The 20,884-nt window shown below is 53.8% G+C and carries 16 protein-coding genes; 1 reads left to right on the forward strand and 15 read right to left on the reverse strand.

What is annotated here, in order from left to right:
- Positions 1–78 precede the first annotated feature (78 nt).
- Positions 79–1,497, reverse strand: a complete 1,419-nt coding sequence (locus KJB30_RS13135) for a sensor histidine kinase (protein ID WP_214300024.1) — start codon at positions 1,495–1,497, stop codon at positions 79–81.
- Between KJB30_RS13135 and KJB30_RS13140 the strand changes: the two genes are divergently transcribed.
- Positions 1,466–2,914 (forward strand): BamA/TamA family outer membrane protein, encoded by a 1,449-nt coding sequence (locus KJB30_RS13140; protein ID WP_367618982.1) that lies wholly within the window; start codon positions 1,466–1,468, stop codon positions 2,912–2,914. The two genes, KJB30_RS13135 and KJB30_RS13140, sit on opposite strands and share 32 nt — an antisense overlap.
- Positions 2,915–3,127: 213 nt before the next feature.
- Here the strand turns inward: KJB30_RS13140 and KJB30_RS13145 are convergent, their stop codons facing one another.
- The 14 genes from KJB30_RS13145 to KJB30_RS13200 all read right to left on the reverse strand — a co-directional run bounded on the left by KJB30_RS13145 (position 3,128) and on the right by KJB30_RS13200 (position 20,802).
- Positions 3,128–4,855, reverse strand: a complete 1,728-nt coding sequence (locus KJB30_RS13145; protein ID WP_367618985.1) for an ABC transporter ATP-binding protein — start codon at positions 4,853–4,855, stop codon at positions 3,128–3,130.
- Between the two features lie 273 nt (positions 4,856–5,128).
- Entirely contained in the window at positions 5,129–6,490 is a 1,362-nt protein-coding gene (yjjJ, locus tag KJB30_RS13150) for a type II toxin-antitoxin system HipA family toxin YjjJ (RefSeq protein ID WP_214300026.1), read from the reverse strand.
- Positions 6,491–6,769: 279 nt separating this feature from the next.
- The gene (locus KJB30_RS13155; protein ID WP_214300028.1) at positions 6,770–8,254 is read right to left on the reverse strand and encodes a YiiX/YebB-like N1pC/P60 family cysteine hydrolase; all 1,485 of its coding nucleotides are present in this window, start codon (positions 8,252–8,254) and stop codon (positions 6,770–6,772) included.
- 124 nt (positions 8,255–8,378) lie between these two features.
- Complete coding sequence (locus KJB30_RS13160; protein WP_214300030.1) at positions 8,379–9,863, reverse strand: phospholipase D-like domain-containing protein; 1,485 nt, start codon at positions 9,861–9,863, stop codon at positions 8,379–8,381.
- A gap of 101 nt (positions 9,864–9,964) precedes the next feature.
- On the reverse strand, positions 9,965–10,978 hold the full coding sequence (locus KJB30_RS13165; RefSeq protein WP_214300032.1) for a homocysteine S-methyltransferase family protein: 1,014 nt from the start codon (positions 10,976–10,978) through the stop codon (positions 9,965–9,967).
- 72 nt (positions 10,979–11,050) lie between these two features.
- Positions 11,051–12,052 (reverse strand): hypothetical protein, encoded by a 1,002-nt coding sequence (locus tag KJB30_RS13170; RefSeq protein ID WP_214300034.1) that lies wholly within the window; start codon positions 12,050–12,052, stop codon positions 11,051–11,053.
- A gap of 603 nt (positions 12,053–12,655) precedes the next feature.
- Positions 12,656–13,654 carry a hypothetical protein gene (locus KJB30_RS13175; protein WP_214300036.1) on the reverse strand — a complete coding sequence of 333 codons (999 nt, stop codon included), beginning with the start codon at positions 13,652–13,654 and terminating at the stop codon, positions 12,656–12,658.
- A 97-nt stretch (positions 13,655–13,751) separates the two neighbouring features.
- Positions 13,752–14,372, reverse strand: coding sequence for a hypothetical protein (locus KJB30_RS13180; protein WP_214300038.1), 621 nt, complete (start codon positions 14,370–14,372; stop codon positions 13,752–13,754).
- A 362-nt stretch (positions 14,373–14,734) separates the two neighbouring features.
- Positions 14,735–14,896, reverse strand: a complete 162-nt coding sequence (locus tag KJB30_RS18660; protein WP_496198534.1) for a hypothetical protein — start codon at positions 14,894–14,896, stop codon at positions 14,735–14,737.
- 166 nt (positions 14,897–15,062) lie between these two features.
- Positions 15,063–16,535 (reverse strand): DUF3999 domain-containing protein, encoded by a 1,473-nt coding sequence (locus KJB30_RS18045; protein WP_367618986.1) that lies wholly within the window; start codon positions 16,533–16,535, stop codon positions 15,063–15,065.
- On the reverse strand, positions 16,532–19,231 hold the full coding sequence (locus KJB30_RS13185; protein ID WP_214300040.1) for a DUF2339 domain-containing protein: 2,700 nt from the start codon (positions 19,229–19,231) through the stop codon (positions 16,532–16,534). Before KJB30_RS13185 ends, KJB30_RS18045 begins: the two co-directional genes overlap by 4 nt.
- A complete protein-coding gene (locus KJB30_RS13190) occupies positions 19,228–19,602 on the reverse strand; it encodes a hypothetical protein (protein WP_214300042.1) in 375 nt (124 codons plus the stop codon). The genes KJB30_RS13185 and KJB30_RS13190 overlap by 4 nt, the downstream gene beginning before the upstream one ends.
- Positions 19,603–19,607: 5 nt before the next feature.
- Positions 19,608–19,790 carry a hypothetical protein gene (locus KJB30_RS13195; RefSeq protein WP_214300044.1) on the reverse strand — a complete coding sequence of 61 codons (183 nt, stop codon included), beginning with the start codon at positions 19,788–19,790 and terminating at the stop codon, positions 19,608–19,610.
- A 247-nt stretch (positions 19,791–20,037) separates the two neighbouring features.
- The gene (locus tag KJB30_RS13200; protein WP_214300046.1) at positions 20,038–20,802 is read right to left on the reverse strand and encodes a four helix bundle suffix domain-containing protein; all 765 of its coding nucleotides are present in this window, start codon (positions 20,800–20,802) and stop codon (positions 20,038–20,040) included.
- Positions 20,803–20,884: the final 82 nt, after the last annotated feature.

The following is a 20,884-nucleotide window of genomic DNA, read 5'->3' on the forward strand; positions in this document are numbered from 1 at the left end:
ACTAAGAAAATACATCCGTATAGGATCATGCATGAAGGCTTACTTTGTGCCTTTGTGCCTCCGTGCGAGAACCGGCCTCTACACCTCTTCCGGCTTCATTGGCAGCTGCACAATGAACGTCGTGCCCTGGCCCATGCTGCTCTCTACATTGATTGTACCGCCATGTTCCCTGATGACCCGCTCAGTAATAGCCAGACCAAGTCCAATGCCGACATCCTTGGTGGTGAAATAGGGCTGGAATATTTTCCCTAGATCTTCCTCACCAATACCACACCCCTGGTCCCTGAAGGTCAACAGCACACTCTTGTTCTCCGCGCCCATCACGGCACCCAGGGTTATCTGGCCCCCTCCAGGCATTGCCTGGGCAGCATTGTTGATAAAGTTGAGAATGCAGTTGCGCAAGAGCTCCTGATCCACCCACAGGAAAGGCAGGTCCGGCTCCAATTCTATTACGATGGAAATACGCTGTTCAGCCAGACGTTCATTCAACAACGGCAGTACTTTGTCGAGGATATCCTTATAAGGGGTCAACGTCCGGCGCAACTTGAGCGGCCGGCCATAATTCATGAAATTAAGCACCATGTAGTTGGCCCGGCGCACTTCTTCCTTGATCTTGTCGGTCAGTTCGGTCAGCTCACCCACTTTGTCACCGCAACAGGGCAGCATTTCAGCTCGGATATGGTCAATGGCCAGACTTATATAATTGAGGGGATTGCGAATTTCATGCGCAATTCCGGAAGCCAGTTGGCCTACCCGGGAAAGATGCTCGGCTTCATAGAGCCGTTTCTCCAGCACCTCGCGTTCGCGCAGCTTTTCCACCATATTGTTGAAGCCGTCCGCCAGTTCGCCAAGCTCATCCTCACTGGTTACCGGTATGGTGACCGACAAGTCTCCGGCAGAAACGCGTTTAAAGTCCTCCACCAGATTATGTATCGGCTCCGTATAGCGTCGCGCCAGAAAAACGATCAACGCAATACCCACAGTAAACACCATGCAGGTGGCAAACAGGCGGCGGATAAAGTTGGCGTGCTGGATGTCGCGGATATTATCCAGCAGCATGTTGATCTGCACATAACCCAGGTGCTCGTCGCCCACGATGACCGGCACCACCACTTCGTAGCGTCTCTGGGAGAGAATTGACCCTCCATTAGTACGCGGTGCCGCATGAACACCTTTCTCAAGTTTTTTCAATTCACGGGTCTTGCCGATTTTCTCCGGGTCTGAGGAGTCAATGATTTCACCTTCACTGTTGATGATATTGATCTCGTTGATCCCTTTTTCGCGGGCCAGGTGCAGGTATTCCGTCAGGCGCGATGTTTCGGCCTCGGAGGTAAGATCCGCAATACTCATCTGCACGGCTTTGGAGATTTCCTGCGAACTTTCCTGGATCTCGTTGACCAGGTCATTCTGGGCAAACTGGTTCAGGATAAAGAGTGTCAGCATGGTCAGGACTAGCAGTGACATCATGATTATGACGAGCTTGGCATTGAGTTTCATGGGTACCTACAGTGAGGGTGGCGGGAAAAAATCGATTAAAAAGTATAGCCCAGCGGCATTGCGGAAACAAGCGCTATCAGTGCCCATTTCACAGCAGGTTGTTGACACCTCTTACAGGCAGGTGATACATATCTCGACTATGCTTACAGTGCCCAACACAAGATATTTCTCCACCTTTTCAAAGCTTATTGTTCTTGGAATGCTGCTCTGCGCCAGCCAGATCTGCGGCTGCACCAGCTATCTTCAGCGTGATACTTTACCGATATTGGATTGCGAAGACTGTGCAGAAACCGTAAAGGTCGTCACAGTTCCACTACCGGTAATCGCCTCCAGCCCCAATGAAGGGATCACCACCGGCGCTCTGGCTGCCTTTCTGATTCATGATAAAAAGGACGAGATCAACACGCTGCTGGCCCCCCAGATAAACCAGAATACTAACTTCGGCATCACTACATCGCTTTATGGAGCTTTTTATCCGGCGCCCAACCGGAACCTTGAGTTCAACCTCTCCCATTCAACAAAAATAAACTACGATTACGAGGCCAGGTTCAAGGACATGACCTTGCTGAAGAAGAAACTCGACCTGAACCTCTTTGCATTTGCCTTTGCAGATGGCTCGGCGCGGTTCTATGGATTCAATGCCAAAAGCCCGCAACAGGAGGAGACAAACTATACCGACCAGGAAATCGGCTACAACCTGGCAGCCGGATTTCCTATTGGAGAGCATTTCCAGGTTGTGATCGGAGACCGGTTGCGTGATGTGGAAATTCGCCGGGGTGCGGTGAAAAAACTTCCTTATACCGGAGACGAGTTTACCGTAGCACAGGTACCGGGTCTAAAAGGTTTTACTGCCCATACCCTGCGTCTATCCCTTATCTACAGCACCCTTGACAACCGTGACACCCCCACCAGAGGCGGCTATGCAAAATTATCCGTAGAACCGAGCTTCAAGGAATTGGGTGGCGTTTCAGAGTACCGGCATTATGAAGCAGAATTCAAAGGCTACATCCCCCTGGATAATGCCCGTTACATCAGCATTTTTCGCTTGATGTACAATCAGACCCTGGGGGGCAATGTCCCTTTCCTGGAGCAGAGTATTCTGGGGGGCGAAAGCAGCTTGCGTGGCTACGGGCGCAACCGGTTCATAGACAACAGCTTTTTTCTCTGCAACCTGGAGGAGCGCATCAGACTATTTCGGTGGGAGATATTCAATGTTACTGCCGACTGGGAAATTGCCCCCTTCGTGGATCTGGGGGCGGTGATGGAATCACTGGACAAGGCTAACCTGGATAATTTCGAATTCAATCCCGGCATCGGTTTCCGCGCCATTGTTCGTCCAAATATCGTAGGAAGAGTCGATATGGGGATCGGGCGTAGCGGTCCAGCCATTTTTGTAGGTCTTGGATATCCTTTTTAAAGACAGGGACTTGGGATCGGGGACCAGGCAATGCTCTTTACCGCTTCACTGCTTTTCCCCGTCCTGGGTCCCTGGCATCATGTTACCTCTTATTTTTTCACACCATGGCTTCCCCCCTCCCAACCTCCCCCCGCTGGAGGGAGGAGCGCGTTCCCTCCCCAGGAGGGGGAGGGTTAGGGAGGGGGTTAGATGTTACAGCTCACTAGTCCCCAGTTACCGGTCTCCGCTTTCAAATTGTTCACGATGCATTCCAGCAAAAACTCCCTCCTGAGCCAGAAGCTCCACCGGGCTTCCCTGTTCAATGATCCTTCCCTCCTTCAGCACCAGTACCCGATGGCAATCCCTGAACGCGGACAGGCGGTGGGAAACTATCAACACTGTCCGATTGCCGTAGAAACGGCCGAGCTCTTCCAGAATATCCTCTTCCCGAGCCGCATCAACAGCAGAGAGTGGATCATCCAGCAGCAGAATATCAGGTTCGGACAAAAGAGCGCGCGCAATGGAAAGGCGCTGTTTCTGCCCTCCTGACAAGGCCACCCCCTTCTCCCCCACCATCGTTTCCAGCCCTTCATGAAACTTCTCCACATCCTCGGTGAAACCGGCCTGACGAACAGCTTCCGCCACATCTCCCGCTTGTTGATGGTCGCCATAGGCAACGTTCTCACGAATACTGCGCGAGAAGAGAAATGCCTCCTGGGGGACGTAGCCGATCCTGCTGCGCAGGCTTGCCAGAGAGATGCGATTAATGTCATGTCCGTCAATAACAATCATGCCGTCATTGATCGGCAAAAGGCGCGGAATCAATCTGAGCAGAGTTGTTTTGCCACTGCCAACCGGACCCGTAATGCCGACACGCTCTCCCGCTTTTATTGTGCAGGAAATATCAGCCAGCACCACGGTATCTCCATAAGAGAAGGAAACCTGGTTCAGCTCGATTGAATCGCGTACTTCCTTCAAGTCCAGCGCATCCGGGGCATCCGTTACTTTTGAATCAGCTGCCAGAATTTCAGACAAACGCGAAAGAGAAGCCGCACCGCGCTGCGACAGGGTCAGGATCCATCCCAGCATGGCCGTTGGCCAGACCAGCATCGCCAGATAACCGCTGAACGCCACGAAATCTCCAAGAGTGATGGCGCCCTGTATGACGAGGCGGCCTCCAAGGAACAGCACCACCAACGTCCCCGCTCCGGTTGCCAGTGCCATGACCGGTATGATCAGCCCTCGCAGCCGCGCCATACCCAGATTCTGCTCCAGATAGCTTCTGGCCACATCCTCGAACAGCGCCTGAAAATGCTCCTCGCGGCAATAGGACCTGATCAGGCGTACTGATGACACCGATTCTTCCGCTAGGCTGCTCAGCCGCGCCAGTTCTTCCTGGGCTCCCAGCGAACGCTGGTACATCCTCTGACTGACCTTTTTCACCACCAGCACCATCACCGGAAAGGGCGCCACCGCACAAACAGTCAGCCAGGGATGAATGCGCCAGAGCAGCGTCACTGCTGAAATATAAAGAATGAAGGTATTCAGGGCGCTCATGATGCCGAAGCCGGTCAACATGCGCACATTGGTCAGATCATTGGAAAAACGTGACAGGACATCACCGGTCCTGGTGGAGGAAAAGAAGGAGAGATCCAGTAGCAGCAGGCGCTGGAAGAGCTCTTCCCGGATGCGGAATTCGATGAAACGGGCTGCGTTAAGAATAAGGGTTCGTGAGAAGATACGGGTAACGCAATGACCAATTGCAAGAAAGACGATTACCACGGCACAGGCGCCGGGAGAAAACCGGCTCGACTCCGGATGCTGCAACCCCTCCACCGCGAGCTTGAGAAACCAGGGAATCAGCAGGGCAAAGGCATTGGTGGCCAGCAGAAAAAAAGCTCCACCGGCATAACGCCAGGCCAGGGCACAAATATGCGGAATGAGACGGGACAGGTCGCTGATAACAGAACCTCTGTCTTATACAAAAGCCTGCCAGCAAAGGTCTGACAGGCTTTTTTCAATAAATGGTAAAAACAGCATAACAATCGTAACTTGCTTTGTCGAATTGAAATATTGTGAGTTCGGCAAACTGTCCTTACTGGAGAGCCAGATACAGGACAATCCCCTGCTTACTTCTCAGCCACTCCCGTCAACTCCGCCATGCGCAACACATCGATACACGCCAAGCAGAATCAAGCGAAACATTACAATTCCAAAAAGGGATAGGCCAGCTCTTTATGCAAATAACCGGGGCCCGGCATGTAATCTTTTAACTATTTTGAAGTTTTCTGAACAGATCTTCCGAAATTTTTTGGAAATGCGGATATCGGATTCGGCTTGGCTCCAGAATTGGCCGGCACTTTCAAGTGCGGAAGACCATTCGTTAGGAGCGCCGGGAGCAACCGCAGGTACAGTGAAAGGGCGTGAGGGAACAGCCCCGTCAATCGGCCTATAGACCATAGGAAGCACATCATAGGCGGGAGCAAGCCTGAACAGGCTGCTGCCATCAAGCATAACCAAAGAGACATTGCCAAAGTGCTGATCGTTGTTGCCGATCAAGCTGCCAAAAACCGAGAGCCACCTGAGAGAAGCAGCATCCTGGGCTGACAGCCTTCCATCGTTTGCCATTCTGTTTGCGGCATTAACCCAGTTATCCTGAAAACCATAGAATTCATTGTCTATCGCTCGCATTGAAATAATCGGCAGGCGCCCCAGCAGTCCGGTCCTGTCAAAGCGAATCACCTCCAGAAATACCCGGCCACCTGCTTCGATTATGTTGCTGCGGACTGCATTGATGCCCGAGTTTTGTACCACCTGCAGAGCATGATGCTCGCAGATAAGGAGGTCGGCCCAGCGTCTTCCTTCATCTGTGCTGACAGGCGGAGAAAATTTAACCAGGACGTTCCGAACTTCTCCCGAGCGCTCGATAGTGGCGGTGAATTTGGGCTGCTCTCCACCCGCTGATGATCCTACCGGCTGGCCGTCCATGGCCTCTTGGGCAAAGCGCATATAGGTATCGGCAATTTCATTTTCCCGGATTGGCGCGGGTAACTCGCGGACCAAGCGAAAGTATCTCTCAATGGATTCCCGGCCAATGACCAGGCTCCCCATGGGGTCCTCGCCCCTACGCGCCAATGCACACAAAACGTGATCTTCATTCCAGTCAACGCTGCGCGGAGGAAGCCCCAATTGCTCATGTAACTGGCGTACGAAAGCGCAGCCGACAAAACCTTCGGGGTGGAGGTCGGCAATAAACCAGGGAAGGCTCCGGAACAGTTGTTCACGAGCATTGAGAGGGTTCCAGAGGAAATGATCATGTGCAACGGCGTAGAGCGTCCCGATCAGGTGGGCATTGCCTTCGGTGTCAATTTTAAAAATTGGAAATGCTCCACCAAGACCCCGTACGTCACGTGTTTTTGTGTAGCGCCGTGCCCGTGAGTTCCCAATAATAGTTATCTTGTCGCCCAGTTGCGCGAGTAAACGAGAAACCGTGGGTTGGCTGCAACGAAAGCGCTGCTGGATTTCCGGCGCGGAATATATTCCCGTACCCAGGAATGATAGTAACCGGTCTGGATTGTCAGGATCACTGACTCGCATAGGTGGTGCCTTTTTGAATAGATAATGAATAGATAAAATAAGATAATAATGCTTTATTTTCAATATATTATTATGTGACAACAAATTTAATTGAATAGAAAATTGAATTGATACTGGAAGAGGAGTTCTTGTTTAAAAGGCGTAAGATGCGGGGGACGCAACAATGTTCGGGGGCAACGCAGTTATTTGCCAGTTCCGACCACTGGCGGCAGGACCAGGCTTCCAAGCTTACTTGTGAGAGCATCGCCGGTCCTGGCCAGATACAGGACAATCATCAGTTTATTTCCCAGCCACTCCCATTAGCTCCGCCATGCGCAACACAGGTCCATCTTCCACCCGTTTGCCGTCATGGTAAAAAGTCACCAGCTGCAGGGATTTGTCACGGGCAGCCTTGATCGCCACATCATCGGGGGTAAAAGTGGTGCGCCCCAGTGACTTCTTGGTCGGCCACTCAATGCCGCTGTAGGTAAGGTAGACCAGTTTGGAGCAGTAGACCCGCTCCTTTGATTCCACGTCGAAGTTGAAATCATAGGGTTTACCCACCTGGCGCAGGGCCTGGATGATGGTGCCGGCGCGCCCCTCGCGGCTCTGGTTGGCCTTGCGCAGCACGCCGATGCTGTCGATGTTGAGGAAGTGCTGCAGGGTGTTCATCTCCACCCCCGAGCGCAGCGCCTCCACCACCAGGCGTCCTCCACGGATCTCATCCCGGTAGCGGGCCACCAGCGGATGGTCCCAGATGCCCAGCTCCTTCAGTTCCGCTTCGCTACCGATCCAGATGGCCGCGTGCCCCCAGTAGCCGGGGATCAGCTTGTCGGTCAGCCGGAATGGGGTCTTCTCCAGCAGGATGTCCCCTGCCTGGAGGCTGCCGCGCACGCTGGCCAGCACCTCTTTCTTCTTGTAGAGCTTGCCCTTCCTGGTCTCCACCAGTCCAACCGCGTTGCCGAAGACCATGCTGAACAGGCTAACCCCCTCCCGCTCGATGCCGGTCAGGGTATCGGTGGTGACCCCGGAGAGGAAACCCAGTTTGCGGCTGACCACATACAGGGGGGACCACTTCTTGACCATCGTGTAGGAAGGGCTCTGGTTGATCAGCAGGCTGAGGTAGGCGCTGTCCGGATTGCGTTCCAGGGCGGTCTTGAAGCGCGCCGACTCCTTCTCGTAGAAATTGATCGCCTTGCGCGCCCGGGCGCGGTTGGCGATGGAATTGTAATTAAGGGTCACCTTGGCCAGGGCCGCGCTGGTGACCGCATAGCCCGAGTCGCGCTCGTTGAGGATGCGACGCAGCTTGCTGTCCCCCTCGAAGAGCGAAACCGACAACAGGTAGTTGTCATACAGCAGCATGGCTGACGAGAGCGACAGCATGATTCCATTCAGGCGCATCTCAGGGGAAATTCCCTGCTTGGACAACTCTTTTTCCGAGCCATCCAGCCAGCATTCGTGGGCCTCGGCCACTGCCAGCAATTCCTGACGCAAGGAGAGATGCTCGTTAATGCCGGTATTGATCAGGGCGATGTCATCGCCGGAGAGCGGCTTACCCCTGTCCAGCTTTTCCTTGATGGCCATGCCGACCTTGATGGTTTCGGCCCGCAGAGTCAGGGTCTTTTCTGCCAGGATGCGGAAATCTGCCAGCTCGTTCTGCAGCGCATTGTTCGCCGCCTGGCCGTGGACAGCCGTGAGGTGCCCACGGCAGGCATCGGCACCCCAGGCGGGGCAGGCCACAAGGATGAGTAGCAGTATGGCAAGCATCAGTGAGGGAAGTCTCATGGGCAGGGCTCCTTGTTAAACCTCTCCAGGAATGTACAAAAATTTCCATAGTCCAGTTCCGCTGCGTATCCTTCACAAGGGGGTTTCGAGGACGGCAGCGAGATGGCTGTCTTTAAACGACCTGCTACAAAAACGGCTCCAGCGGTAATGTTTTCCACAACCTGAGCTTGCGGCGCTTTTCCGGCGGCGCGAAGCGATCGGCGTTGTCGGCGGCGCTCCAGCTGTTTTCCGGCGCCATGTCGCGGATGATGTTCAGTTCCACCTGTTCAGCCAGAACGGGGTTGCGGATCAGCACCCCCACTTCAGTATTGAGATTGGCCGAACGGGGGTCGAAGTTGAAGGTGCCGACGAAGAGCGTCGTGCCGTCGATAACCATGCTTTTGGCATGGATGGCAAAGATCGGTGCGGTTTTTTCCAGCTTGGGAAAGCGTTCGATCAGCTCACGCCTGATGGCCGGGTCGGGTTTGAATTCGAAGACTTTGATGCCGCTCTTCAGGATCGCCCTGCGCTGTTTGTGATATCCGCTGAAGGCCTGCAGGTTGTCGGTTGAGGCCAGAGAGTTGGTCACGATGCGCACCTCGACCCCGCGTTTGATCAGATCGCGGAAGATCTCCAGCGCCCCGCTGGGCATGACCAGATAAGGCGACTGGATCGTAACGCTTCTGGTGGCCTTTTTCAGCTCATCCACCAGGGCTGCCGTGGTCCGGCCGCCCCCGTCAAAGCGTCGCCGGGCGCTGTTCTTGCCGGGCAGATCGCACAGGAACCGCACCTCATCCCACACAATGCCCTGCGCCAGGCGGCTGAACTTGGCGGGCAGTTCCTCCAGCGCTTGCCGCACCTCAGGCGCGAAGTTCTCACCCTTGGCCGCATAAGCGTGCAGACCGGCGTACACTGCTGTCGCCCGTTCAGAAGTCATCTGCTTCATCGCTTTTGCCAGCAGTTTTTCCACCGGCACCGCCTGGGGGCTTTCCCAAAAGCGGGCAAAACTGGCCTGCATGTCAGCCACCACCGGTCCCAGCACCAGCATGTCGCGGTCGCGGAAATTATAGCTGTGGTTGTAATCGAAATACTCATCGGCCATATTGCGGCCGCCGGTGATGCCGGCCTGACCGTCAAACAGGGCGGTCTTGTCGTGCATGCGCTGATTAATGGTGCGCAAGCCGGTGACCACGTTGCCGATCTTTTTGACTTTGGACGTGCCTACGTTCAAACGGGGATTGTAGATGCGGATATCGATGTTGGGGTGCAGCGCCAGGGCCAGCATGGAGTCGGGCGGGGCATCGATCAGCAGGTCATCCACCAGCACGCGCACCTTCACCCCCCGCTCGGCCGCCCTGAGCAGCGCCTCGCTGGCCAGGATGCCGATGTTGTCGGAGCTCCAGATGAAGTACTGGACATCGATACTCCGAGCGGCATGGTCTGTCAGCCAGGCCCTGGCCCGCAGGGCCTCTTCTCCCTTTTCCAGCACATAAGCGCCCGATTTGCCGGGATGGGAGTCGATCAGCGGCGTGACGACCTGAGCAAGTGAGGCCGGCGCAGCGGCGGATACAGGGACTGTAAATGACAGCAGGAGTAGGAGAGAGAGAAGGACAATAAGATATTTATGCATTATGGGGATATTCCAGTCTGATATTTTTTTGACCAAAGAGGCTCAGAAAGAAGTTCTGTGGGAGTTGGTCAATGTATTAACACGAAAAAATGCAAATCTACTTATTCTGAAGCATGATCGATAGTTTTCTTCTCTTCGGACTGTTCATCCCAACAGTTGTCGCCAGAGCGACCTCCTGCAAGCAGAGCGGCCAGAGACCGGATATGCCGGTTGTCGGTTCCGCAGCACCCGCCCAGAATTTTCAAGGCCAGTTCCGAATGTAGTTCGGCAACGGATTTGGCGAAGACAGCCGGATCTTCCTCCACAAGACAGGCGCTCTCATTCAACTCCTCGGGACTTAACGCCGCAGTATTCGCCAGCAGGCCGATCATCCGCTGCCGAACCAAGGGGGATGAGTTGACTTCGTGCATCAGCGCTGCTCTGGTAAAAGAGGCATGAGTGCAGTTGATCATGTATGCCAAAGGCCCAGGAGTTACGGCGGCATCAATGGCAGCAATTGCGTCTTTAAGTGGAGTGCCATCCAGCAGTGTTCCTTCAGGCCGCACAACAAAACTGAGCAGGTACGGCCTGCCGGTTGCGGCCAGGGCATATGCAAGACCGGTTGCCTCGCTGAGAGCCGGAAGAGTGGCGGCGAGCAGAAAATCAACATCTGTACCAGCCAACCTTTCGGCCTGCCAGGCGTGAAACTCCCGCGCCTCGCCGACAGCCAACGCGGCAGCAGGGTCATATGCATCCCCGCGGCAACTCATCAATCCGCAGATAATAATCTTCTCAGCGTAGTCTCCATAGCTGCTCCGAAGCCCGGCGAAAAATCGCGCATTATCTCCATTAACATCAATTCCGGCATAACCGGCCGCTTCAATTCGTTCCCGATTAGCCCGCCAGGTTGGGGTGGATATGAGAATCGGCAAGTCGAAACTGCAACCTATGTCCAGATACTGCCGGTAGATAATCTCAAGCGCCGCACGTTTCGCATCCTCGTAGATAAAGGCTGAATTAACTAAGGCAGGGTCGAGCTCCAAGTCGATGTTACGCCGAAGACGCTCGATTACCGCACCCTCCCCGAGGATGCACCGAGAACTTTGAAGAAGTTCAGTAAAAGAAGTATGGTTCATTTTTAACTCCTGCTCTTACAACGACACAAGCAAGTTTTTCCTGCGAAAACGCCAGAGGAGAACACCGGCGTTTTAGGCCGGTGCTTCTTCTTGGTTGGGATTTGGGACATCTAGGCGAATTAGGCATCCGTTGGAGTTGTATGGAAACCAAAGCGCGGCTGTTTGCGAACCAGCATGGGTGTATATGGCATTTGCTTTGTCACAAAATCGTTTGTCACCTGACAACAATGCATTGCAATACGATGCCATGCCTACATGTTGGCCATCTGATATAATATTTCTAATTCGGTCGCGCTTAGACAACCCCTTGTCTGGGCTAAATCCTAACAGATTCAACACCATATGTGCACCAGCCAAAGCCCCTTCTTGTGTGTGCTCTAACCCCTCGATACACGGGTTTCGCTCAAATCCAAAAAACTGATCCTTTGGAATGCCTCCCATAGATGGACCAATAATCTCCCAAATTGCATCGATCGGAGAATCTGAGCTTTCAGTTTCTTTTCTAACACTACTTGTCAACCCCATTTGCAGACGTGTTTGATCTATGGGGCGCCTCTTCTGTAAATGTAGGTCGATGCATTGTTTCATATCGGCAGACACGACTTCTGCACGTGCCACTAATTCACCTCTTGTAGCTGTGTCCAGTCTACTCGCTAGATGGTCGATCTGATTGCGAAGCATTTCTGGGGTCATGGATAATTCCACGAAGTTATCTGCACCAAATATCCGCAGCAGATGCTCTACCAAGAAATCATCTGAGTTTTCGTGTCCTGCAATGGCATCAAGATGTTGCCGGTAGCGTTCGCTCGGATCAAGATACTGTTTCAATACAATGTTACCCACCGACTCAAACTTTCCATTTAACACATTACAGATTTCTACTGCTTTTAAGAGTCGCATACCATCAAGAGCGTCCGTATTTCCACCTCGTGCCATTTCATTGAGATGCACATGTGAATATACCCACCTAAACCGCTCAGGCTGCTCTATTGCAATCTCGCCATAAGCCAGATAACGAAACACGCTCATATCGGCATAGATTGTAGGGAGATCGCTTTTAACCTGTATGTTCATGAGATGTTCCTCGTTGCTATTCTTATAGAGAAAGCTGTTTTTGCGATCTTTTCACCCAACGGGGGCCTTATAAGGGTTAGGCATTCGCCTTTCCTCCACCCCCGAAGGAGAAAAACAAAATGATAAACGAATCCATAACTCAAGAGGCAAAAGACTTGATAACCGTGGAAAAATCAATCCTTCTTGATTGTCGTACTGCTATCTTCGTTGATTCAGAAAATGAACAATCTGAGACAGTGTGTGCGCAATGTTCGACAAGCGAGAATCAAGTTTCTTAATTGACTCTTCTTGTTTTTCTAATTGGGTGCTGGTGTCGAAAAAATCAGTCACTCCGACCGGAGTATTACAGGATGAGCACTGTATAAAGTTGATTTTAAATCTTGATCCTTGTGGTTCCTGTGTTACGAGTTTAAACATTCCTCCATTACACCTGGGGCAACTAGAAACGCTAAACATGTTGTATCTCCTTTTTGGGCAATTCCCGCTCACTCAGGAGCAGTTTCAGATTTTTGGGGTAAATTGGGTTTTCTCGATTTGCCTAACGCCATAGGCTGACCCTGATCTAGCCGCAAGTTGGACATTGTACTCCTGCTGATTTTCTATTTACAATCGGTCATTGAACACAAGACTGCTTGCAATAAGTTTGAAAGTAGGAAGATACAGTTTTTGAATTTGATCGAGTGTGCTGAAATTGTCGGAAAACTTGATCGCCATAAACTGAAGAAGGATCATCTTGTTGTCATTATGAATAGTCACGAAATGAGTAACTCTTGACTTAGTAGTTGTTTCTAAACCTTGTTGCGTAAGGTCGTAAACAACCATTGCACCTGGTGCACCATCAAGAGTTATGTTTTTTGACATAATAAATTTTCCACCATCAGGAATGGAGCTTTTCAGTTCTGACGGTGTGAAAAAGTCCTTCTGCTCATTTTTTGAAAGTTTGGGTGGGGGAATAGACATCACCATCAACGAGCTGAGAATAGGACCATGGCCAGCTCCACTTTGAAACATTTGAACCATGTTTGGTCTATTTCCGGCCTTTCTGCTCCAACTCTCAGGCAATGAGATAGAACAATCAACCCCTTTAGCATCAGCAAGCCCCTTAGTCCGAAAAGTTTGCTTCCACCCTTCTGTTAATTCGCTCGACGGGTTCTTCAAATACCTTGGGTTTGACGACAAAAGAGTTTTGAGCAATGTTTTTGGTATTTGGCCTTTTGATCGTTCACGAACTTCATTAAGAAACTCCACGGCTTGGGGATGGGTGATCTCCTGTCGAGTATTAAGATCATTCAACTGGCTTTTCATTTGCTTGTTGATTTCAGGCCATTTTTCGCCTGCTTCCTTTATTAGTTCCTTTTCTACAGTCTTCGAGCTTTCTCCAAGGGCGCTCGAATAATATGAAAGCCAAGCTTCCTTCACATCTCTTGCAAGATCCGGAAATTTCTTTTCTATTCTCTCCAATGAGTCTTGTTGAGCTAACGCAAACCCGTAGGCCTGACTCAGCTGCTTCCAACGCGGGTCTTTAGTATCAAAGCTCTGCGCACGCGATTGAATGCTCATCAGACCAAAAAATATGACAAGAAAAATGACCGGAGTTTTCAATGTGTATTTCTCCTTTATTCTGGCCGAATAGTATCATTCAGACGCATAGTTTTTTTGTGAGATTTTTTGCTTTCGGTCATCCGCGTTGAAATCCTGTTTAGGTGATATCCGCGAATGCTACAGAGAGAACCTCTTCTACGTTGCCTGCAAGGCAACTGATGTCGCCTGTGACAAAGTGAGAATGCCCGCCTTCTTCTTCAAACTGATAGCTGTGCTCGAACTCCGCATATTCGTCACCCTCAAATTTGAAACCAATCGCTCTTAATTTTTCAAACGCATGAACAGCGAAATTGAATAGGCAAGGATTGATGTTCACTACGTTTCCGTACCACTTGAGTGTCGAGCGTATGATCGCTTCATCTTGAACCCTCCTTTTCTTGTCAAGACGCTCGATTGATTGCAAAACTAGGCTTCTCGGCACCAAGCACAAAAACATGAGATCGGTGCTGATCGGCAGGCTTGCTACCGAGATGGGGCGAACTTCATTGATTAGCTCAGCTCCGTGGTGGAAAAGATTTCGCAGTGCTTTTAATGCAATGAACTCGTGGCACTCAAAGAAGTTGTCAGAAGTTGCCTTTTGAAGCTTGTCATTCAGACTATGAATAGCGTCAAGTAGGCTAAATAAGGTGTCGTCATCCGGCGAAACACAATGTCTGTGATAAAGCCTAAAGAATCGTTCTCCAGCAAACTTGCAGGTAGTCATTGAGTCAGCAATCATCTTCTTTTACCTTTTTGTTCAACTCATTTGAGCAGTTCACACCCAACCGGAACATTTATCCCGTGTTCAATGTGCAATTCAGCAATGCAAAAGCTGCCTATAGGCATTCCGCCCATCACCGCTAACAACAACCTTTTATAACAAACTCATGAAGTAAAAACCAGAAATGCTATGGTAGGCAGAAGAGCTCAGGCTGAGGGTCAGGTTTTGAAAAATCACTTTCCTGCAAAAACTTACTTTTCAAGACTTGACCCCGCGCTTCTTCTGAGCGGAGCCGAAAGAAACCCATCCCCACCCCGGCCCTCCCTTTGTATGGACCGGAGTCAAGGGTTACTGATGTTCGGGGACATGGGTAGCACTTTTTAGATCAATTCTTTTAGTTTCTGATGGCAAAAATAAACTGAGTAAATGCCATCGTTAATTGTTGGTCGCAGTGCAACAGGATGGCCTTTTAAGGCTTTTGGAACGTTGAAGATTTTCCCTTTAAAGAAGATTTCGCCTTTTTTCCTGAACCTTACGGACATGATCAGCAGAGTCGTACTCGATTGCTGGTAAGGGTCAGCCTTGGGGTCGTTGGGAGCGGGCCTTGAAGACTTGAACTTCCAGACAATCTTCAAATCTTCAAAGCCTGATCCTACAGCCTCCTCCTCTCCGTCTCGATTATCAAAAACCCTCCCTCAACCTTTCCTGTCACCCAGCTGATCTCATTTCCTGCAATAACCTCCAGGCCATCCTGGCCAGCAGAAGTACACCCAGCAACAGCGTCCCGCACAGCAGCACCTTGCGCCAGGTAGCGTCCGCGATTCGTGGCCGCAGTGCCTGCCTGCCCCCCGACTCCAGCGAACCACCGGCCTGGGCCGGCAGCGGTTTAATCTGTTGTTTCTCCCAGCTTTCCAGGCCTGCCGCAATAGTGCTGTCCCCCAAGCTGACCTGCCCGGTGCGGGCGCTGCCGTAGGCCAGACGGAAGGGTGCTTCTCCGCGGGCAGCGAAGATCAACCGGTGGGGCTGCCAGCCGACTTCCAACTGCGGCAGATTGCCACCCAGGCCGCCGCTGGGCTGGTGGACCCGGATCAGCCATTGTCGGTCCGAGGTCGGGGCGATCTCCAGCGCACTGCTTTCCACAACACCGGAGTCGCGACGCAGGCGGTAGAATGTGCCACTGCCACGCTCGATCCAGGGACACTTGTCGTCCGGCCTCGACAGCAGGGTGACGCTGGCCAGACTGTTCTCATCCGGAAAGACCAGGCGTAGACGGTCAACCGGCATGTGACCGCTGCTCCGGACCAGGTACTCGCCGCTTTTGCCTTTGACCGGCACGATCCGGTAACTCACACTTTCACGTTGCGCTGTCATCTGCGGCGTTTCCAGCCGGGCAGTTACCGATGCGAGACGCGGCGCTCCCGGCTCCGGGCCGAGGGTGAGCCGGAAGTAGCGGGACTTCACCGCCGGAAATTCGATCCGGTCCCTGCTGAGCTGCCGTTCTCCCGCCGAGAGGGCTGCCAGCGCCCCGCTGGCCTGCTGTCGCCACTGCTGCAGATCGTCGCTGGTCTCCACCCGCAGTGTGCCCATGTAGCTCTTTGATCCGGGTGCGAGAGCGATGTCAAAACCGGCGATGGCCTGATCCAACCCGCTGGCATCCACGATATAGCCGGTGATCGTCGCCTCCTGCGCTGTGCCTGCCGCCGTGTTGAGATTGACAACGCTGCCATGCTGGTCTGTCCGCAGTAGCAGGGCGACGCTGCCCGGCTGCCGGAGCGCCGCACCACTGAGCGGGAAGAGCGGTAGTTCCTGCTGGACCAGGGTCGCTTTGGCGGAAATCGGCCGCAGCAGCGTGAAGGGCACGATCTCCCCGGCGCCGTTGAATACGGCCAGGTCGCCCAGGTCACTCCGTTCGCTCCGGGCATAGACCTCGGCCGGCAGCGGGAGTTCGTGCAGAGCCCCCCTGCCGGAGAGCGTCAGCGGAATCATCCGGGCAAAATCATTCAACTGAAGCGGATTGTCAGCCAGAGCCGGGGTGCCTGTGGCAAGCAGGAGCATCAACAGGCATTCAGTGAGACGTAACCCCGAAAAGCGGACTCGCGCAAAGTTCGCTAAGTACGCAAAGGTAAAACCCAAAAGCGTTAAGAGAGCTTCCCTCGACTGCTTGCGAGTAATGTCTTTCATGACACGCCTCCTGCCTCCCGGGGCGGCACCGGTGATAACCAGCCGATCAGCAGCATGACGATACCGACCACGATGAACGATACGATACGGGCCACGCTGCCATGTCCTGACAGATCCACCAGGAAGAGCTTGATCAGTACCGCGCCCAAAAGTGCGGCTCCCGCCAGCCAGGCCGGGCGTAAACCCCGCCGGGTCGCGAAGGTCATGACCGTCAGGGCAAGCAGACACCAGCAGATGGAAAGGGTGGCCTGGACCGTCAGGGAGGCGAACAGGGCATGGGCGGTGAAGGGGACACCACACCAATGATGGACTGAGCGCAGCAGGATCGTATTCAGCCAGATGAAGCCGGTCCCGGCCAGAACCATGCCGCTTTCCCGCTGCGGCAACCACTGGGACAGCTCCGGTACGGTCCTGTGAATAGCGCGATAGCAGCCAATCAGGCTGACCAGTACCAGCAGCGAGGTGCCATCCAATGGGTTTATCAGCGGCAGGTAGGGGAGCGGCCAGGGGTTGCCGGCCTGGGTCAGGTTGGCGAACAGCAACCACAGCCAGGCTGCCATGGCCAGTGGTGCCGATCCGGCTCCCGTGTAGATGCTCAGGTTGTCTTTTATCGGCCAGGGGAGTATTGCCCCGCGGCGGGAGATCAGCAGTACCATCAGAGCAGGAACAGCGCCCCAGGCGCAGAGAGCCCACGTCTCCATCCCCGGTAGATGGGCCGCGATCCGGCCATGGAGCTCCCAGGCAGCCAGCACCGATATCAGCCACCATGGTGTGATGTGGACCAGGATGGGAAGCTGCGGCTGACGCTGCCGGTTGCCGTGCAGGATGAAGTACCAGGCAGCCAGGGCCAAAGGCCAACCGAACCAGCCGCCATGGAGGGAGGGGTAACGGCTTCCAGCGAATGCCTGCAGCAGTGCGAAACAGATCATTGCAGGCAGGAGGCCGATTGCCGGCCATTCCAGCAGGTGCCAATCGAGGCGGGGGCGCAAAAAATTGTAGGCAAGGCAGGAGATGACTACAAAGCTTAAGGAAGCGCCGAATGTCAGGTCGCTCGAGGTGTGCGCGCCCACTTCGCACAGTCCGCTGACGTACCACCACATGATTCCCCAGGCGAAAAGGGCCGGCTCCGCAAGGCCTTCGTATGACGAAAGAGTCTCTTCATTGCGGCTGATCATGAAGGCACTGAAGAGCGCCGCGCCACTGACCAGCAGGCTGCCGATGTAGGAGCCGTTCAACACCGGCCAGACTCCGCTGGTGAGCCCGCCATGGGCCAGGAACACCACCCCCGAACCGATCAGCAGCAGATAGCCGAAGGCGCGTGCCAGATTACGCTGCTGGCGCAGGCCGACCCAGACCAGTGCCGCCCCTTCTATGCTCCAGGCGGCCGAGGTCCAGCGGCCATCAAACGCCAGCGGGATGGTCAGGGTTCCAAAAACAGTGCCCAGTGCCAGGAAGGCCTCCACAAGGCTGCGCAGGCGGCCCGGCTCGCTGCGGAACATTCGGGCTGCCAGGGTGATGTAGAAGCCGGCGACCCCCAGAGCGCTCCAGGCCATGCCATACTCAAAGGTCCGCATCAGAGCCGACTGGAGGGCAAAGACCACGATCGGTGTGCCGAAAACCAGCGTGCAGTCAATGTAGCCATCCAGCAGCGTCGGCTCTTGCCGGGCATACAGTACCGGCAAAGTGGCATAGACCAGGAAGAATAGCACCAGGAACGGTTCCACACTGAAAAAGTGCTCAGGGCGGTAAAATTGGCTGCCCCACAGGGCACTGACGATGAAGGTGCCGACAAAACCGAGCAGGTTCAGCTCGCGCCAGGCCCGGCGAAGGGCAATGGCCAGGATGCCGCCATTCAAAATGGCATAATAGCCCAACAGCATGGCCGGACTGCTGCTGGCGATGCCGGCCAGTTGCGGCGCCAGAAAGCCGCCGGCACTACCCATCAGAGCCAGAGAACGGGAGTCCTGCGCAACCGCCAGAATTGCGGACAGGGCGCAGATGGCCACCAGCAGCGCAAAGCCGAAACCGACCGGAATCAGTTGATAAAGATGCATGGTCGCATAAACGGTCAGGTAGAGGATGCCGCTGCCGCCCCCCTGAAGCACCTGGGCGTAGACCGGGCGATCATCCCGCAACTGCCAGCCGATGGCTAGCAGGGCACAGCCCCCCAGAGCGGCCGCAGCCAGGCGCAGTTCAAGGGGGAAGAGCCCGTGCTGGGCCGCGTACTTCAGCAGGAAGGAAACTCCGAAGAAGAGGATCACTACACCCATTTTGACCAGCAAGTTTTCACCATTGAAGAGGCTGCTGAGCCATTTTTCCAGGGGCGAGGGCTGTTCCGGTTTGACCGGCATGTCCTGCGGCCTCCTCCATATACGTTCTTCCTTCGCCGGCTCAGCGGCAATGAAGGTAAATGAGAGTGTTTCGTCGTCAACAGGCATATCAGCCTGGACGCGGACCACCTCATCGGGCATTTTTTCACTGTAAGCAGGAGCAAAGTTCTCCCGCTTTGCCTCCTTCGTCAGCTCACCCAGGCGCCTAGCCAGGCGGGCCAGTTCTTTTTCCACCGCCTCCTGCCGCTGCCGCAGGTCGTGCAGGTATGCGGACAAAAACCCGATGATGCCGCCGGAGAGGGCGCCGGCGAAGTGAAACAACATGCCGCCCACAATGATGCCGATGGCTGTAAATAGAAGTGTCATGGTGTCCTCCCGGCGGATTTTCCGAATATGAGCAAATAGTGTCCCCTCGAAACTGCAACAACCATCGCCCCCGCGGCAGCCCCGGCGCAGTGCGCCTGCCAGACCGGCCCCACCCCTGACAGCGACAGGCCGTGGCGCTCCAAGCAGACTTTGATGAGCATGCCGCCAAGCATGGCAATCCCGCTTAGCGGAGAGCCCTGGCTGATTAAACGTAGTGCTGCAAAGGACAGGAGCCCGGCCGATATGCCCGAGAGACCCCCATAAATATCGACCGGGTGGGCGACCAGCAGGGTCACCGATACGGCCCCGGCCGAGCAGAGTCCGGTGAAGGCGATGGTTTTGAAGTTTGCCTGCAGGCTGGTGCAGAGCATCAGGATCACCTCCCGCTGGTGTAAAGAGTGTTTACTGCAGTGGAATAACTGCCGGGGAGATCGGAGTCTGACTGTACAAGGGCGTTGTGCTGATTCTTGTGGGCAACGTTGTTGGAAAGGGTGACCAGCATGGCCAGCATGGCGAGGCAGATGACAACGGTGGGCAGTTTAACGGATGAGATTTTCATGACAGCCTCCTGAAGCGTTCGTTAATGTTTCATTGAACGTATTACAGGGAGCGTGCCAGAGGTTAGCGAGGAATGTAAGTGTTTGTTTTCAAAAGAGTCAGTTCAGGAAAAGAACGTTGGAAGGAAAGTTTTATTTAGGAAAAATGTACATTAAATGTATGCTTAGCAATCAATAAATGTAAGCCATGCTGCGGAAAAATTTACCAGATCAGTCTGATCTGTCCAATCGGTCCGATCCGACTGATTATTACACCGCCGCTATTCCTCTACATTGGGGATAGCTTGAACATCCGAGAAATTGGCTGCCTGCATTTTTTCCTTGCCTGGCGGTTCGCACCACCATAGGTTTGCCGCATTTCGGGCAAGGCGGAAATTTTCGTTTTTCATCGGTCGGATCGGACCGATCAGTGGGGTGAAGGCTTTTTCGCTTTTGCAGCCTTGCAGCCGCCAGTTGCTCGCTATAGCCCCCTTCGTTGACGAAACTACGTTCCAGAACGCTGATCTGCTGATCAAGCAGGTAGTTGGTCTGGTGGATCAAGCAGATCATAGCATTGGCAACAATAGCTGGGTCACTGTGCTGCAACCAAGCAGCATAAGCTTCATGATCGGTCGGATCAGCCCGATCAGTCCGATCCGACCGATGATGAAGCTTCTTCCCCACTCCCCTGACCTCTTTTGCCTCGGGATCGTCCTTTGTCCACTGCCGCTTGCCCCGCTGCCGCAGAAAATCTTCGTAGTCAAGCAGCAGTTCATCCAGACTGGCGCGGGCAACATTCACCAGCCGCAGCTCGGTCTGGCTGGAGGTGGCCGCTGCCCGACTCCCCTCGGCGATGTTCTGCCGGCCACTGCGCGCGGCTTGCACCATCTGGTCAACCAGACGCGAACGCTTGTCTATAAAACGTTCGCAGAATGACACCGTGGCGTCGTACACGATCGTTGAGGCCTGAAACGAGCGCAAATCGCGGTAGCCGCCGCTCGGACGGAGCTTTTTGTAGGTGCCGGATTCGTTCATGGCTATCCTTGAAATATATCAATTTTTTGGCCTGGGGGAGAATCTTATATGACCATTTGGTTAAAGCAAACACATTTTCCAA

The sequence above is a fragment of the Pelotalea chapellei genome (genome assembly GCF_018531195.1).
Taxonomy (GTDB): domain Bacteria; phylum Desulfobacterota; class Desulfuromonadia; order Geobacterales; family Pseudopelobacteraceae; genus Pelotalea; species Pelotalea chapellei.

Excerpts from the sequence above, each read along its gene's own strand:
- KJB30_RS13190 (WP_214300042.1), bottom strand. The coding sequence starts at position 19,602 with ATGCTCTGCACCAGCCTGCAGGCAAACTTCAAAACCATCGCCTTCACC.
- KJB30_RS13165 (WP_214300032.1), bottom strand. The coding sequence starts at position 10,978 with ATGAACCATACTTCTTTTACTGAACTTCTTCAAAGTTCTCGGTGCATC.
- KJB30_RS13195 (WP_214300044.1), bottom strand. The coding sequence starts at position 19,790 with ATGAAAATCTCATCCGTTAAACTGCCCACCGTTGTCATCTGCCTCGCC.
- KJB30_RS18045 (WP_367618986.1), bottom strand. The coding sequence starts at position 16,535 with ATGAAAGACATTACTCGCAAGCAGTCGAGGGAAGCTCTCTTAACGCTT.
- KJB30_RS13135 (WP_214300024.1), bottom strand. The coding sequence starts at position 1,497 with ATGAAACTCAATGCCAAGCTCGTCATAATCATGATGTCACTGCTAGTC.
- KJB30_RS13160 (WP_214300030.1), bottom strand. The coding sequence starts at position 9,863 with ATGCATAAATATCTTATTGTCCTTCTCTCTCTCCTACTCCTGCTGTCA.
- KJB30_RS13200 (WP_214300046.1), bottom strand. The coding sequence starts at position 20,802 with ATGAACGAATCCGGCACCTACAAAAAGCTCCGTCCGAGCGGCGGCTAC.
- KJB30_RS13155 (WP_214300028.1), bottom strand. The coding sequence starts at position 8,254 with ATGAGACTTCCCTCACTGATGCTTGCCATACTGCTACTCATCCTTGTG.
- KJB30_RS13140 (WP_367618982.1), top strand. The coding sequence starts at position 1,466 with ATGATTATGACGAGCTTGGCATTGAGTTTCATGGGTACCTACAGTGAG.
- KJB30_RS13170 (WP_214300034.1), bottom strand. The coding sequence starts at position 12,052 with ATGAACATACAGGTTAAAAGCGATCTCCCTACAATCTATGCCGATATG.
- KJB30_RS18660 (WP_496198534.1), bottom strand. The coding sequence starts at position 14,896 with ATGTCCGTAAGGTTCAGGAAAAAAGGCGAAATCTTCTTTAAAGGGAAA.
- KJB30_RS13185 (WP_214300040.1), bottom strand. The coding sequence starts at position 19,231 with ATGACACTTCTATTTACAGCCATCGGCATCATTGTGGGCGGCATGTTG.
- yjjJ (WP_214300026.1), bottom strand. The coding sequence starts at position 6,490 with ATGCGAGTCAGTGATCCTGACAATCCAGACCGGTTACTATCATTCCTG.
- KJB30_RS13180 (WP_214300038.1), bottom strand. The coding sequence starts at position 14,372 with ATGATTGCTGACTCAATGACTACCTGCAAGTTTGCTGGAGAACGATTC.